The sequence below is a fragment of the Mycolicibacterium arabiense genome (assembly GCF_010731815.2).
Lineage (GTDB): Bacteria > Actinomycetota > Actinomycetes > Mycobacteriales > Mycobacteriaceae > Mycobacterium > Mycobacterium arabiense.
On sequence record NZ_AP022593.1, the window covers coordinates 4,186,770 to 4,200,546 of the forward strand.

At 68.0% G+C, this 13,777-nt stretch carries 14 protein-coding genes and 2 tRNA genes; 9 read left to right on the forward strand and 7 right to left on the reverse strand.

Annotation, left to right across the window (positions count from 1 at the left end):
• Positions 1–7 precede the first annotated feature (7 nt).
• From G6N61_RS21735 to G6N61_RS21745, 3 genes are read right to left on the reverse strand one after another with little or no spacing between them, the layout of a single operon-like run.
• The gene (locus tag G6N61_RS21735) at positions 8–409 is read right to left on the reverse strand and encodes a hypothetical protein (protein WP_163920894.1); all 402 of its coding nucleotides are present in this window, start codon (positions 407–409) and stop codon (positions 8–10) included.
• A gap of 17 nt (positions 410–426) precedes the next feature.
• Complete coding sequence (locus tag G6N61_RS21740; protein WP_163920898.1) at positions 427–900, reverse strand: DUF4334 domain-containing protein; 474 nt, start codon at positions 898–900, stop codon at positions 427–429.
• The gene (locus tag G6N61_RS21745) at positions 897–1,961 is read right to left on the reverse strand and encodes a pyridoxal phosphate-dependent aminotransferase (RefSeq protein WP_163920901.1); all 1,065 of its coding nucleotides are present in this window, start codon (positions 1,959–1,961) and stop codon (positions 897–899) included. The genes G6N61_RS21740 and G6N61_RS21745 overlap by 4 nt, the downstream gene beginning before the upstream one ends.
• Positions 1,962–2,054: 93 nt before the next feature.
• Here G6N61_RS21745 and G6N61_RS21750 point away from each other — a divergent pair.
• Together G6N61_RS21750 and G6N61_RS21755 are read left to right on the forward strand one after the other, a co-directional pair.
• Positions 2,055–2,146, forward strand: a tRNA-Ser gene (locus tag G6N61_RS21750).
• A gap of 36 nt (positions 2,147–2,182) precedes the next feature.
• Positions 2,183–2,255: transfer RNA gene (locus G6N61_RS21755), tRNA-Arg, on the forward strand.
• A 15-nt stretch (positions 2,256–2,270) separates the two neighbouring features.
• Here G6N61_RS21755 and G6N61_RS21760 read toward each other — a convergent pair.
• Positions 2,271–2,588, reverse strand: a complete 318-nt coding sequence (locus tag G6N61_RS21760; protein ID WP_163920903.1) for a hypothetical protein — start codon at positions 2,586–2,588, stop codon at positions 2,271–2,273.
• 238 nt (positions 2,589–2,826) lie between these two features.
• Between G6N61_RS21760 and G6N61_RS21765 the strand changes: the two genes are divergently transcribed.
• The gene (locus G6N61_RS21765) at positions 2,827–4,662 is read left to right on the forward strand and encodes an Ig-like domain-containing protein (RefSeq protein ID WP_163920906.1); all 1,836 of its coding nucleotides are present in this window, start codon (positions 2,827–2,829) and stop codon (positions 4,660–4,662) included.
• Entirely contained in the window at positions 4,659–5,048 is a 390-nt protein-coding gene (locus G6N61_RS21770) for a nuclear transport factor 2 family protein (RefSeq protein WP_163920909.1), read from the forward strand. Before G6N61_RS21765 ends, G6N61_RS21770 begins: the two co-directional genes overlap by 4 nt.
• Here the strand turns inward: G6N61_RS21770 and G6N61_RS21775 are convergent.
• Positions 5,003–7,378, reverse strand: a complete 2,376-nt coding sequence (locus G6N61_RS21775) for a putative bifunctional diguanylate cyclase/phosphodiesterase (protein WP_163920913.1) — start codon at positions 7,376–7,378, stop codon at positions 5,003–5,005. The genes G6N61_RS21770 and G6N61_RS21775 overlap by 46 nt on opposite strands.
• Positions 7,379–7,492: 114 nt before the next feature.
• On the opposite strand from G6N61_RS21775, the gene G6N61_RS21780 reads away from it, so the two are divergent.
• Both G6N61_RS21780 and G6N61_RS21785 read left to right on the forward strand, forming a co-directional pair.
• Positions 7,493–7,984, forward strand: a complete 492-nt coding sequence (locus G6N61_RS21780; RefSeq protein ID WP_163920916.1) for a metallophosphoesterase family protein — start codon at positions 7,493–7,495, stop codon at positions 7,982–7,984.
• A complete protein-coding gene (locus tag G6N61_RS21785; RefSeq protein ID WP_163920919.1) occupies positions 7,977–8,366 on the forward strand; it encodes an MmcQ/YjbR family DNA-binding protein in 390 nt (129 codons plus the stop codon). Before G6N61_RS21780 ends, G6N61_RS21785 begins: the two co-directional genes overlap by 8 nt.
• On the opposite strand, the gene G6N61_RS21790 is transcribed toward G6N61_RS21785, so the two are convergent.
• Positions 8,363–8,701 (reverse strand): winged helix-turn-helix transcriptional regulator, encoded by a 339-nt coding sequence (locus G6N61_RS21790; protein ID WP_163920922.1) that lies wholly within the window; start codon positions 8,699–8,701, stop codon positions 8,363–8,365. The genes G6N61_RS21785 and G6N61_RS21790 overlap by 4 nt on opposite strands.
• 91 nt (positions 8,702–8,792) lie before the next feature.
• Between G6N61_RS21790 and G6N61_RS21795 the strand changes: the two genes are divergently transcribed.
• A complete protein-coding gene (locus G6N61_RS21795; protein ID WP_163920925.1) occupies positions 8,793–9,671 on the forward strand; it encodes an NAD(P)-dependent oxidoreductase in 879 nt (292 codons plus the stop codon).
• On the forward strand, positions 9,668–10,519 hold the full coding sequence (locus tag G6N61_RS21800; protein WP_163920928.1) for an NAD(P)-dependent oxidoreductase: 852 nt from the start codon (positions 9,668–9,670) through the stop codon (positions 10,517–10,519). Before G6N61_RS21795 ends, G6N61_RS21800 begins: the two co-directional genes overlap by 4 nt.
• Here the strand turns inward: G6N61_RS21800 and G6N61_RS21805 are convergent, their stop codons facing one another.
• The gene (locus G6N61_RS21805; protein ID WP_163920931.1) at positions 10,520–11,797 is read right to left on the reverse strand and encodes an HNH endonuclease; all 1,278 of its coding nucleotides are present in this window, start codon (positions 11,795–11,797) and stop codon (positions 10,520–10,522) included.
• Between the two features lie 101 nt (positions 11,798–11,898).
• On the opposite strand from G6N61_RS21805, the gene G6N61_RS21810 reads away from it, so the two are divergent.
• A complete protein-coding gene (locus G6N61_RS21810; protein WP_163920934.1) occupies positions 11,899–13,776 on the forward strand; it encodes an alkyl/aryl-sulfatase in 1,878 nt (625 codons plus the stop codon).
• The last annotated feature ends 1 nt before the right edge of the window (position 13,777 follow it).

The window sequence follows — 13,777 nt, forward strand, 5'->3', positions numbered from 1 at the left end:
TAACCCGTTACGGAGGCGAGCCGCCCAGCAGGATGTCGTTGAGCGCGATGTCCTTCGGCAGGAACTGGCACATCGCATCGGCGGCCATCCGCATGGTGTCCATCTCTTCGGTGCCGACCATGTCGCCGTAGTTTCCGAAGATCTCGCCGATGACGGCGGCCTGTTCCTCGGCCGACAGGTCCATGAACTCGCCGCACGTGATGGTCTGAGCCACACCCGGTGCGCCCGGCGTACCTGGCGTGCGGGGCGTCGTGGTGCGCGGTGACGTCGAAGGCGACGATTCGCGGGTGCTGGTGCTGGCCCCGGGTTCGGTCGTCATCGCGACGGTGCCCGGCACGGTCTGGCTACAGCCGCCGACCACGCCGGCGACGAGCACTGCCGCCGCCGCAACCTGAACTCGGGTCCTCATCTGGACCACGATAGGCGCTAGACGCGACGCAGGTAGAAGTACAGGTGGCGAGGGGCGCCCGACGACGTGTCGATGGCTCCCTTGCCGTTCATGATGCCCAGCACGGTGTCGTCGTCGACCTTCTTGAAGTGGTCGTGAACGGGCTTGCCGTCGTAGACCATCGACGCCGTCACCTCGCCGCGGAACTCCTCGAGCCAGAGGCTCGCCTCGCCGTTCATCGCCTCGGTGTTGGAGAACTTGTTGCCGTCGGCGTCGAGGCACACCAGCGGCTTGGCCTCGGCCGCCGAGACGAACGTCTTGCCGAACCAGTTGAGCCGCTTCATGAAGCCGTTGGCGCGGTGTCCCGTCTGGAACTCGCCGCCCTGCCACTCGCCGATCATGAAGTCGATGGTGGTCGGTTCCAGGGTGTCCCAGAAGGCGTCGAGGTCGGTGTCGTCGATCTCGTCGGTACGTCCGACGAAGTCGGCGAAGGTCTTCTGCGCGGGGCTCATTCTCGTCCTATCCAGTGGGTGGCGAACTCCAGGAACGCGTCGTTCTCGTGCTTCGCGGCGACCGTCACCCGCACGCCGTCCTGGCCGTACGGCCGGACCAGCAGACGGTTGTCGGCGGCGCTGTTGACGAAGTCGTCGGTCCGCTCGGCCAGTGGCAACCAGACGAAGTTGGCCTGCGACGGCGGCACCTCGAAACCGGCCTCGCGCAGCGTCGCCGTCACGCGGCTCCGTTCGGCCACCACGACGTCGGTGCGGGCCAGTAGCTCGTCGGCCGCCTCCAGCGAGGCGATGGCCGCGGCCTGGGACACGCTGGTCGCCGTGAACGGCACGTAGACCTTGCCGAGCGCGGTGATGACGTCCGGATCGCCGACGGCGTAGCCGACGCGGAGGCCTGCCAGGCCGTAGGCCTTCGAGAAGGTGCGGAGCACGACGACGTTCGAGTGCTCGCGGGCCAGGCCGAAGCTGTCGGGCAGCATGTCGTCGCGGATGTACTCGACGTAGGCCTCGTCGATCGCGATCAGGATGTCGCTGGGTACCGCGGCGACGAACCGGGCCAGGGCCGCGGGGTCGACGACCGTGCTGGTGGGGTTGTTCGGGTTGCAGACGAAGATGAGCCGGGTGCGGTCGGTGACCGCGGCGAGCATGGCGTCGAGGTCGAAGGTGTGGTCGCGCAGCGGCACCTGCACCGGGGTCGCACCCGCGGTCCGCACCTGCAGGGGATAGATCTCGAAGCTGCGCCAGCCGAACAGCACCTCGTCGCCCACCGAGGACGTGATCTGGATGAGCTGCTGGCACAGGCTGACCGATCCGCAGCCGACCGCGATGTGCTCCGGGGCGAACGATCCGCCGTCGAGCGTCTTGGCGAGGACGTCGCGTAGTTCGAGGTAGCCGTTGTCCGGATAGCGGTTGATGGTGTCCATCGCGGCGGCGACGGCAGCCCGCACGCTGGGCAGCGGACCGTCGGTGGTCTCGTTGCTCGCGATCTTGATGGCACCCGGCACCGTTCGGCCCGGCGTGTAGGCGGGCAGATCGGCCAGCAAGGGGCGCAGGCGGGCGGTCACCCGGTCAGTCTAGGGAACGCCGATATCGGCTTCGCTCTACCGGCTTTGCCTTCGTCTGGCTGGCCTGTGTACGCTTGCCCCTCGGATCGTTCGGGAGGCGTGCCAGAGCGGCCGAATGGGACTCACTGCTAATGAGTTGTCCGCCTTAAAGCGGACCGGAGGTTCAAATCCTCTCGCCTCCGCCACACTGGCCCGCGCCAGCGTGACAACTGAATATGCAAGCGCCCGTAGCTCAACGGATAGAGCATCTGACTACGGATCAGAAGGTTAGGGGTTCGAATCCCTTCGGGCGCACTCACGAGCTGGCGGTCAGCTCTCGATGGTTTTCACGAACTGCTCGACCTCGCCGAACGCCGGGGCGTCGACGGCCGGATCCTCCCAGAGCGATACGACGTGGCTGGCCGCTCCTCGCAGCAGGCGCAGGTATTCCGCCGTGTCCTTGGCGTTCGAGTTCTTCAAACGGTCGCCGATTGCCGGCACGATCGGCTCCAGCGCCACTGCGACGCTCAGCCCGCTGCCCTCACTCGGGCCCGCGCCTGCCAGCGTGACGATCTTGTCGAAGTCGTCCCGGCTCATGCGTGGGTACGCCTCGGACAGATCGGCCAGTACGTCATCAACAGTGCTCAACGGTCTACGACCTTCCCAGTCGAATGCGGGTCGATCGACCCGACCCGTGCTTGCCCAGCCCGGTCGATCGCCAAACGGAACCCGGCGGGCGCACGTCGCCGCAGACTCGCCGGCCGCAAACCGCTGCGTCGCGCCGGACCGCCGGATACCGTCACCGTCAGATATTGACGAAGGAGACAAAATGGCAGCGCATCGTTCGAACGTACGGACGAATGGTCGTCGGGCAGACGGTTTCGCCGTGGTGCGTTGGCTCAAGGTCGGCGCGGCGTCGGCCGGTGTCAGCGCGGCGTTGCTCGGCTGGTCGGCGGTGGGCCCGGCGGTCGGCATTGCGGGCGCCGACGACTCGAGCCAGTCGTCGTCGGCCTCGTCGGATTCCACGGCGTCGAAGGACGACAAGCCGTCGTCCAAGGATGAGAAGCCGGCATCGAGCGATAGCGCGACCGCCTCGAACGACGACGAAGACGACACCGCTTCCGTCGCCGACCGCGAGCCCGCCAAGGACGACGACGAGGTCTCGGAGGTAGACGACGAAGAAACCGAGCCCACCAAAGAGTCGAAGCCCACCGCCGACCCAGAGCTGGCCAAGGTCTCGAAGCCCGCTAACGATGCACCACCCGTAGCGCCCGAGCCTCAGCCCGCGCCCGCGCGCGCGGCAGCGGCTGCGCCCGTCAACATCCCCGTCGAGTCAACCGTCACCACCGCCGCGGCACCAGAGACCGCCCAGGCCGCCGCGGCGCCAGCGCCCACACCGCCGTGGGCACTGCAGGCGGTCAGCTCGCACGACGCGCGGCAGCAGGCCATCACTGCTCAGCTCAACGCATTCACGTCCTCGGTCCGGTCCCTGATCGACGCGCTACCGCTGCATCCCGTCTTCAAGGTGCACCTGGAAGGCGCGCTGTGGACGGCGCGGCGCACGTTCCTCAACCAGGCGCCGACGGTGGCGCCGATCGTTGTGAATTCGTCGAGTGGGCCCATCGCGGGCCGCGTCGACGCGGTGGACCCTGAAGGAGACAGGCTGGTCTATCGCCTCTCCAAGGCGCCGAGCCGGGGCACTGTGCTCCTCAACCCCGACGGTTTCTACACCTACACGCCAGGCGCCGGTTTCAACGGCGTCGATACCTTCGTGATCACGGCGGACGACATGGGGACGGACCTCAACCTGATCAACCCCTTCCGGGGCGTGGGCACCTCGGCGGGCGTGCTGCTGAACCAGGGTGCCATCACGTTCTCGTTCAACTACACGACCGGCGCGCAGTACTGGTCCGCCGAGGCCCGTGACGCCCTGCGCAAGGCCGCCGACGGGATGGCAACCCAATTCCTGGTCACCGCACCGGTCGTCATCACTTACGACGTCACCGCGGAGAACTCGGCGGCGTCGAACAAGCTCGCCGCAGCGGGTAGCAACCTCGTCAGCGAAACGGCGGGCTTCCTCCGGACCGTCGTGCAGAACAAGCTCATCAGCGGCGTCGACGCCAACGGATCCGCCGCCGACGGGGAGATCGAGTGGAACTTCGGGCACGCGTGGGGGCTTGGTGACTCCGTCGGCCCGGACGAGTACGACTTCGCGTCCACGGCGATGCACGAGCTGCTGCACTCGTTCGGCTTCCTGTCCTACATCGACGCGCGGGGCAAGAACACCGGGCGGTCGTGGACGTCCATGGACCGCTTCATCGTCACGTCGACGGGCGCGAAGCCGATCGGGTCTGGATACCGGTGGAACACGGCCTACGACGGCAACCTGACCGGTGCCAAGGGTGGACTGTTCTTCGGGGGCGCCCATGCCGTCGCCGCCTATGGCGGGCTGGTGCCGCTGTTCACTCCGAATCCGTGGGAGAGCGGCAGTTCGGTTTCGCACCTGGACGACGCCACGTTCACCGATGCGAATCAGATGATGATGAACGCCAAGACCGACACTGGTCTCGGCATCAGGGTCTTCAGCCCGGTGGAGGTGGGCATCCTCAGAGATCTCGGATTCACCGTCGTTCCGCAGACGTCGACCGTCGCGATGGCCGCCATGCTGCTCGTGGTGGTTCGGCGATCGCGGAAGGCGCCGCTTGCGAAGATGGAGGCATGACACCTCCCGCAATCGAACGCTGGCACGACTTCATCTCTGGCGGGCACGATCCAGCCGTGCTCGACGCCCTGCTCGCCGACGAGGTCGTGTTCCACTCGCCGGCGCTGTTCTCGCCGCAGGAGGGACGGGAGAAGACGGCGATGTATCTGACCGCGGCCGCGAAGGTATTCGGCGGCACGGACTTTCGTTACGAGGGCCAGTGGTTCGCGGAAGAGTCGGCGGTCCTCGAGTTCGCCGCGACGATCGATGGCAAGTACGTCAACGGCATCGACATGATCGCGTGGAACGGCGACGGACTGATCACGTCGTTCAAGGTGATGATCCGGCCGTTCTCGGCCCTTCAGTTGGTGATGGGGAAGATGGCGGAGTTGCTGCAGCCGAGCTGACACCGTTCCCGCAGTGCCTCGGCCGCCATGGGCCGGGCGAAGTAGTGGCCCTGGGCGACGTCGCAGCCTGCCTCGCGCAGCCAGTTGGCGGTGTCCTCGTTCTCCACGCCCTCGGCGACGCAAGCGATTCCGAGCGCGTGGGCCAGGTCGATCACCGACTGGACGATGGCCGCCGCACGCTCGCTGCGCAGCACCGGTGCGATGAATTGGCGGTCCAGCTTCAGTTCGTCGATCGGTAGGTCGCGCAGGTAGCTCATGGTGGCGTATCCGCTGCCGAAGTCGTCGATGGCGATGCGGATTCCGTTGGCCCGCAGTCGTTGGATGACCCCGCCTGCCCGCCGGATGTTGGCCAGCAGCAGGTGTTCGGTGATCTCGACCGACAGCGCTGCCGGCGGAAGGCCGGTGCGGTCCAGCGCGGCGGCGATGCGGTCGGGCAGGGCCAGGTCGTTGAGCGACGGCGCGAACAGGTTGATGGCGACCGGTATGTCGCACTGACCGGCGTCGTACCACGTCACCGCGTCGTGGGCGGCCCGATACAGCACCAGATCGGTGACCGCGCCCATCAGGCCGTTCTGGCGCACCAGGGGCAGGAACTGGTTCGGGGTCAGCACGCCGAACTCCGGATGGGGCCAGCGCACCAGCGCCTCGACTCCGACGGTGTTGCCCGTGGTGAGGCTGATCTTGGGCTGGTAGACGAGGTCGAGTTCGTCGTCGTCGATGGCCCGGCGCAGCTGCCCGAGCAATTGGATTCCCGCGACGGGGGAGCGTCGGCGCTTGCCTGAATGCCATGACGCACTCTGCGTTTCGGTGCGGTCGACGTGCCGCATGTCGGCGGTGAAGGTCTGCACACCTCCGACGCCGGCGCGCTTGGCGGCGTACATCGCGATGTCGGCCCGGCGGAACAGTTCGTCGGCAGTCGCCTCGTCGTCCTCGAGGCCGGGGGTGACGGCCAATCCGACGCTGGGGTGCATGAACACCTCTTCGCCCTCGAGGAAGAACGCCTTGTCGAACACCTCGACCACGCGTTGCGCCGTGGTCTCGGCGGGCTGCGGTCCATCCTCGATGAGGATCGCGAACTCGTCGCCGCCCAGGCGCGCGACCGTGTCGCCGGTCGGAACGACGGTGACGAGCCGTTCGGCGACGGCGCGCAGCAGCGCGTCACCGGCCGGGTGTCCGAGGTTGTCGTTGACGAGCTTGAACTCGTCGAGGTCGAGCGACAGCACCGCGACGCGGCGGCCGTCGCGGTCGCGCATCTCCATCGCGTGATTCAGGCGATCGGAGAACAGTAGGCGGTTGGCCAGCCCGGTGAGCGGATCGCGTAGAGCCTGATCCGCGACGGCGTCCAGCAGGGTTCTGTTGTCCAGCAGCATGATCAGCTGCCGGATCAGGGCCGCGCCCACCAGGACTCCGCCCGAAACGAGCACTGGGATGGCCGCCGTGATCGACGACAGGAAGATCAGCCCGACGGCGGCGGCGATGGCCATCGGGACGTAGGGCAGCCACTGCCACAGTCGCGACGAGTGCGGCTTGCCGGGCGCCTCGTGGTCCGTGTTGCGGATGGCGAGCAGGGCGCCCGCGCTCAGCAGCACCAGGCCGACGGCCCATCCGACGACGAGCAGGTCGCTGGTGCGCACGCCCCTGGCGTTGAGGTACACCAGCAGCGAGTCCGTGATCGCCAGGGTCGTCAGGCCTGCGGTGACCAGCGCGAGGACCCGCCGATGGCTCGGTGGTGCGGAGGTCAGCACCAGCACCGAGATGGCCACCATGAAGACGTCGGCGACGGCGTAGGCGAGCGACGTCGCCAGTTCCGCGCGACTTCCCTGATAGGCGGCGAAGATCTGTCGCAGCACGACGACCCAGGAGACGAGGAAGAGCGACGACGTGATGATGAGGCCGTCGATGAGCGGTCGCAGGCCGACCAGTCGCCGCGCGGACGCCGTGATGACGAACGCGACGATGGTGCCGACCGGCAGGACCAGGTAGGCGACGTCGGCTATGGACGGCGACGGTGGTTCGGCGTGCAGCACGAGCCCGTAGCAGGCCCAGATGGCATCGCCGACGACCCAGCCGAACAGTCCGACCGCCACGGCCAGCCACGCGCGACCGCGCAATAGCGGGGTGCGGATCGCGGCGGTGAGCGCGCACCCGAAGGCGAGTGTGGAGAATCCGAGTGAGCCCAGCGCGCTGACGGCCGCCGTGACGTCCGGTCCGCCCCAACCTGCGCCGAGCCAGGTGGCAAACACGGCGACGGCGATGCCTGCGGTCAAGATCACCGGCTGAATTCTGTTCTTCAGGACGCGAACCCCCAGATCGAGGCCATCGTTGGGCACGTCGCCACTCTTTGTCAAGCAAGCCTGACCTATCTTCAACCGTCGGCCAGGTCAGTGGTCAGCAACCAACCGACGCTTTCGGTCGCGATTCGGCGTCCGTTATTGTCGATTTCGATGCGTTTGCTCCTGATCGCCGACACTCACGTACCCAAGCGCGCCAAGGACATGCCTCCCGCGGTGTGGGACGAAGTCGCGCGCGTCGACGTGGTGATCCACGCGGGGGACTGGGTCGAACCCTCGCTGCTCGACGATCTCGAAGGGCGTGCCCGCCGGTTGATCGGCTGCTGGGGCAACAACGACGGCGAGGAGTTGCGCCGGCGATTGCCCGAGCGTGCGGACGAGACACTCGAGGGCGTGCGGTTCACCGTCGTGCACGAGACGGGCCAGTCCGCCGGGCGCGATGCGCGCATGGCGCGGCTCTATCCGGACACCGACGTACTGGTGTTCGGCCACAGTCACATCCCGTGGGATGCGACGGCTGACACGGGGCTGCGCTTGCTCAATCCCGGTTCGCCGACCGACCGGCGCCGTCAGCCGTTCTGCACGTACATGACGGCGACGGTCGCGGACGGGTCGCTCGACGACGTCGTGCTGCACCGTGTCTGACCGTCCGGCCACCGCGGCGGACGTGCACCGGATCGCGTCGTCCATGCCGCACGTCACCCGGGTCGATGGTTCGAAGGGCAACTCGATCTATCAGGTGGGCGGAAAGTCATTCGTGTTCTTCCGGACCAAGCGACCCGACGCACCCTTCGACGACGTGATCGTGCTGTGGGTGGAGTCGGACGCCGACAAGCTTGCGCTGGTTCAGGAGGAGTCGTCGCCCTTCTTCACGACCGACCACTTCAACGGCCACAGGTCCGTGCTGGTGCGCGCCAGCGAACTGCACCGCGTCGGGCTCGACGAACTGACCGAGCTGATCCAGGACGCCTGGATGTCACAGGCGTCGAAGCGGCGCGCTCAGCAGTGGCTGGAGAGCCGCGGCTAGCCGGCGTCTGCCGCGCAGATCAGTCCGATGTGCTTGGTCGCCCAATCGCCGAGCGGCTCGAGTGCATCGAGCAGTTCGCGGCCCGCGGGCGTCATCGAGTACTCGACCCGAGGTGGTACCTCGTGATAGCTCTCGCGGTGGACGACGCCGTGGCGCTGCAGTTCCTTGAGATTCTGCGTCAGCATCTTCTGCGAGATGCCGGTCAGGCTGCGGTGCAACGCGTTGAACCGCTTGGGCCCGTCCTGCAGCTCCCACAGAATGAGCGGCTTCCACTTCCCGTCGACGACGTCCATCGCCGCGTCCAGGCCGCAGGTGTATCTGCCGAGTTGAGTCACTGCTGGTCACCGCCATTGCTTTCGTCGAAGTAAGTACCGCACTAAATAGTGGGTACTTGTCGAACGGGATGCGCACTTTCACGATGGTGCCATGGACGACCCAAGACTCACACCCGTTTCGTTCCTCGGGGTCGGCGAGATGGGCGCGGCCCTGATCCGAGCCGCCACCGCCGCCGGGTTCCCGGTCACCGCATGGAACCGCGACCGATCCAAAGCCGATGTCCTGAGCGGTGTTTCGGTCGCCGGCAGCCCTGCCGACGCGATCGCGGCGGCGCCGACGGTGGTGGTGTGTCTGTTCGACATCGCATCGGTGCACGAGGTGCTCGATCCCGTGGTCCACGGGCTCGCCGGCCACCGGCTGATCAATCTCACGACCACCTCGCCTGACGGCGCGCGTGAGCTGGCGGCGTGGGCTGCCGCCGCGGGTGCGGAGTATCTCGACGGCGGCATCATGGCGACGCCTCCAATGATCGGGACGCCAAATTCCAGCGTCCTGTACAGCGGTTCCCGGCACCTCTTCGACGACTCGCGCGAACTCCTCGAGACATGGGGTGCCGCAGAGTACTTCGGTCACGACGCTGGCATGGCGTCGATGTACGACCTGGCGCTGCTGTCGGGCATGTACGTGATGTTCGCCGGTTTCTTCCACGGCGCTGCGATGGTGGGTGCCGCCGGGGTGCCCGCCAAGGAGTTCGCGACCCGCGCGGTCGCGTGGCTGCAGGCCGTGCTCCCCGCGCTCACCGAGTACGCAGAGGTCATCGACGGCGGCGACTACTCACTGCCCGGTCAGCAGAGCCTGTACTTCTCCGACCTGACCGACATCCTCGACGCCAGCCGACAGCAGGGCATCAGCACCGAAGTGGTCGACGTCGTGCAACGCCTGATCCACCGTCAGATCGACGCCGGGCACGGTCGCGACGGGTTCGCCCGCGTGATCGAGAGCATCAAGCACTCCGAGGCGGCGGCATGACAACCCTCTCCGTCATCGGGCTCGGACCAATGGGGCAGGCACTCTCGGGCGCCCTGCTCGACGCGCATCTTCCGCTGTCCGTCTGGAATCGCACCGAATCGAAGGCCGCCGGCCTACTGACGCGTGGTGCGCGGTGGGCGCCGAGCCCGGCCGAGGCCATCTCCGCGAGCGACCTGACGATGATCAACGTGGTGGACCACGCTGCGCTGGACGCCATCGTGGACTCCGCTGGGCAAGCAGTCGCGGGGCGCACCATCGTCGGACTGTCGTCGGATGCACCCGAATGCGCGCGCCGGACGGCCGCGCTGGTCGAGAAGCTCGGTGGCCGATATCTCGACGGTGCCGTCATGACGCCGACGGTGACCATCGGCACGCCGGACGCCAGCATCCTGTTTGCAGGACCGCGCGATCTCTACGACGTGCACCAGGCCACGTTCACCACGCTGGCGACGCCGACGTGGGTCGGCGACGAGGTGGGACGGGCCGCCGGCTTCGACATGGCGCTGCTCGACCTGTTCTGGACGTCGGTCGGCGGGTTCATGCATGCACTGAAGGTGGCGGGAAGCAACGGGATCGGACCGGCCGAGTTGCTGCCGCACGCGCACGGGATCGTGGGGATCCTGCCTCCGATACTCGACGAGATCGCCGAACGCGTGGGCACCGATCGGCACGGCGACAGCGACGCCTCGGTGTCGTCGCTGGCGTCGTCGCTGCGCCACTTGATCGACGCGTCCCGTGACGCCGGCGCGGACACCGCTGCACTGGAGGCGCTTCGCCGATCTGCCGACGCAGCCGTGGCGGCGGGGCAGGGTGACGACGAGGTCAGCCGGGTGACGTCCTACCTGTAGTCACGCAGCGTGGCCGGTAATGGCGATGCTCACGCGTCGTTCGACCTCGCCGAGGTCGATGCGGCGACGGCCGGGTAGCGGCGGTGCCTTCGAGCTGTAGGTGGTGCCGGTGGGTGTGGTGACTTCGGTTGTGTGACAGCCGTGTTGGTCGCGGGTGCGGACGCGCCAGCCGGGTGCTTCCTTGGCGTAGTTGCACGCTTCGCACAGGCCGTTGCCGTTGAGTGCGGAGGTGGGCCCGCTCCGGGCGTTGGGTTGGGCGTGGTCGGTGTGGCGGATGGGTGCGTTGCAGTACGGGGTGCGGCAGGTGTCGTCGCGTAGCGCGATGAACGCCGCCAACGCCGTGGGGAACAGTCGGGCGCGGGACTCCATCGTCACCAGCGCCCCGGTCCTCGGGTGGCGGTAGAGCCGGCGCAGGGTGGCTCGGGATCGGTCGTCGCCGACGGCGTCGGAGATCAGATGGCGGGCGACCGCTGCAGGGATCGGTCCGTAGCCGGGAACGCGGGCGGGTTCGGTGTCTCCGCCGAGCAGGGTTTCGTCGGTGATCACCAGATCGACGGTCACCGGTACCGGGGCGTCGGCGGGTCGGCCGGTGATGCGTTCCACGGCCGTGTCGGCCATCACCTGGCCGCGGCTGCGTCCATCGCAGGTGGTGTCGGCGGCGCGTTTGAGGGTGGCGTAGACCGACACGCCGTGGGCGACGGGCAGCAGGATGCTGACCCAGGCCATGGTGTCGGCGGCGGGCCGGATGCTGACGCACCGGTCCTCGTGCGCCCGGCGCGCGCGGTCGACCACGGCGTGGGGGTCGAGGCGGTAGGCGATCGCCTTGGCGTCGGCTTCGATCCGTGTGTCGCCCTTGCCCACCAGCGTCGCGGGGTCGGCGCACATCTCGGCGTCCAGGGTCCGGCGGTCCTCGACCTCCAAGCAGGCCGATTCCCGGACGAGCAGCGTGGCCCGCCACTCGGAGAGGATCCCGGATTCCAGGGCGGCCAGGGTGTGGGGCATTTCGTGGACCAGGGCGCGGGCGAACCCGAGGTGGCGGCTGCCCTGCGTGGGTGACTCCCGCCGCGCCAGACCGACCTCGGAGGCCAGGCCTTGGCCGCGCTTTCGGAGCGGAATCCCGGCGTCGGCCTCTGCGGTGCGGCGTTTCAGGTCCAGGGCGGCGGTCATGCGGGCCTGTACTGCGGCGGCGGTCGCCTTGAGCCGCTCCAACTGGGCGATGCGATCGATCAGGCCGGCCTCGTCCACCGTGGCGGGGTCGAAGTCCAGCATGTCGAACATGTGTTCGATTCTACGACCACCCACTGACAAGTCGATGAACGTCGGATCCGACGGTCGCCAATTCACTCCGTTGCGGCGATCGCGGTGGCAGCCTCGACGCCATGGAGTCTCGCCCGGCGTCTGCCGCCATCACCGCCGCCCACGCCCAACATCTCGCCAATCTGCCGTTCGAGGACACCCGCGACCTCGCCGACGCCGACCGCGGGTTCATCGGAGCACTGGAACCCGGTGTCGTGACCGCAGCCGACGGACGCACGGTGTGGGACAACGACGCCTACGCGTTCTTGCGGGGCGACGCCCCCGCGACGGTGCACCCCAGCCTGTGGCGGCAGTCCGCGCTCTGCGCGAAGCAGGGGCTCTACGAGGTGGTCGACCGCATCTATCAGGTCCGGGGACTCGACCTGTCGAACATCACCTTCGTCGAGGGCGACACCGGCGTCATCGTCATCGATCCGCTGGTCTGCACCGAGACCGCAGCGGCTGCACTCGGGCTCTACCGGCGGCACCGCGGCGAGCGACCCGTCGTCGCCGTCATCTACACCCACAGTCACGTCGACCACTTCGGCGGCGTCCTCGGAGTGACCAGCCAGGCCGACGTCGACGCGGGCAGGGTGGTGGTCATCGCCCCCGAGGGCTTCACCGAACACGCGGTGCAGGAGAACGTCTACGCCGGAACGGCGATGGCTCGCCGCGCGGGCTACATGTACGGCGCCGCACTGCCGCCAGGCGAGCAGGGCCAGGTCGGCTGCGGGCTGGGCCAGACCACGTCGAAGGGGGAAGTCGCGCTCATCGTGCCGACGCTCGACATCCGGGAGACCGGCGAGACGCACGCCATCGACGGCGTCGAGATTCAGTTCCAGATGGCGCCGGGCACCGAGGCGCCCGCCGAGATGCACTTCTACTTTCCGGCGATGCGGGCGCTGTGCATGGCAGAGAATGCCACGCACAATCTGCACAACCTGCTGACTCTGCGCGGGGCCCTGGTGCGCGACCCGCACGGCTGGGCGGGTTACCTGACCGAGGCGATCGACTCGTTCGCCGATCGCGCCGACGTCGTCTTCGCCTCGCACCACTGGCCGACCTGGGGGCAAGAGCAGATCGTCGAATACCTGTCGCTGCAACGGGATCTGTACGCGTACCTGCACGACCAGACGCTGCGCCAGCTGAACCAAGGGTTCACCGGGATCGAGATCGCCGAGACCTTTCAGATGCCGCCTGCGCTGGAGAAGGCCTGGCACACCCACGGGTATTACGGGTCGGTCAGCCACAACGTCAAGGCCGTCTACCAGCGCTACATGGGCTGGTTCGACGGCAATCCGGCCCGGCTGTGGGCGCACCCGCCGGAGGCGATCGGGCCCCGCTACGTCGACGCAATGGGCGGGCTGGACCGCGTGGTCGAGATCGCCCGCGCCGCGTTCGACGACGGCGATTACCGCTGGGCTGCAACGCTCCTCGACCACGCCATCTTCACCGACCAGAGCCATCCCGCCGCCCGCGACCTGTACGCCGACACCCTCGAGCAGCTGGCGTACGGCAGCGAGAACGCCGTATGGCGGAACTTCTTCCTCTCCGGCGCCACCGAACTGCGCGACGGCAACTTCGGCACGCCGACCCAGTCGGCCTCGCCGTCGCTGCTGGCTCAGCTGACCCCGGAGCAGATGTTCGACGTGTTGGCCATCAGCGTCAACGGGCCGCGCGCCTGGGACCTCGACCTCGCCATCGACGTCACCTTCGCGGACTCGGCGGCGAACTATCGGCTGACGCTGCGCAACGGGGTCCTGGTGTACCGGAAGGTGACCGCGGACGAGTCGACCGCCGACGCCACGCTGCGGTTGGCGACCAAGGACAGGCTCGTTCGGTTGGCCGCGGGCGACCTCGCCTCGCCCGGTTTCGAGGTCACCGGCGACTCCGGAGTGCTGCCCGCGCTGCTCGGGACGCTCGACCGGCCCAACCCCGCCTTCGACATCATCACCCCCTGAG

Bases quoted from the DNA above. Each gene is read 5' to 3' on its own strand.
- G6N61_RS21735 (WP_163920894.1), bottom strand. From the start codon at position 409: ATGAGGACCCGAGTTCAGGTTGCGGCGGCGGCAGTGCTCGTCGCCGGC.
- G6N61_RS21740 (WP_163920898.1), bottom strand. From the start codon at position 900: ATGAGCCCCGCGCAGAAGACCTTCGCCGACTTCGTCGGACGTACCGAC.
- G6N61_RS21770 (WP_163920909.1), top strand. From the start codon at position 4,659: ATGACACCTCCCGCAATCGAACGCTGGCACGACTTCATCTCTGGCGGG.
- G6N61_RS21780 (WP_163920916.1), top strand. From the start codon at position 7,493: ATGCGTTTGCTCCTGATCGCCGACACTCACGTACCCAAGCGCGCCAAG.
- G6N61_RS21795 (WP_163920925.1), top strand. From the start codon at position 8,793: ATGGACGACCCAAGACTCACACCCGTTTCGTTCCTCGGGGTCGGCGAG.
- G6N61_RS21800 (WP_163920928.1), top strand. From the start codon at position 9,668: ATGACAACCCTCTCCGTCATCGGGCTCGGACCAATGGGGCAGGCACTC.
- G6N61_RS21805 (WP_163920931.1), bottom strand. From the start codon at position 11,797: ATGTTCGACATGCTGGACTTCGACCCCGCCACGGTGGACGAGGCCGGC.
- G6N61_RS21810 (WP_163920934.1), top strand. From the start codon at position 11,899: ATGGAGTCTCGCCCGGCGTCTGCCGCCATCACCGCCGCCCACGCCCAA.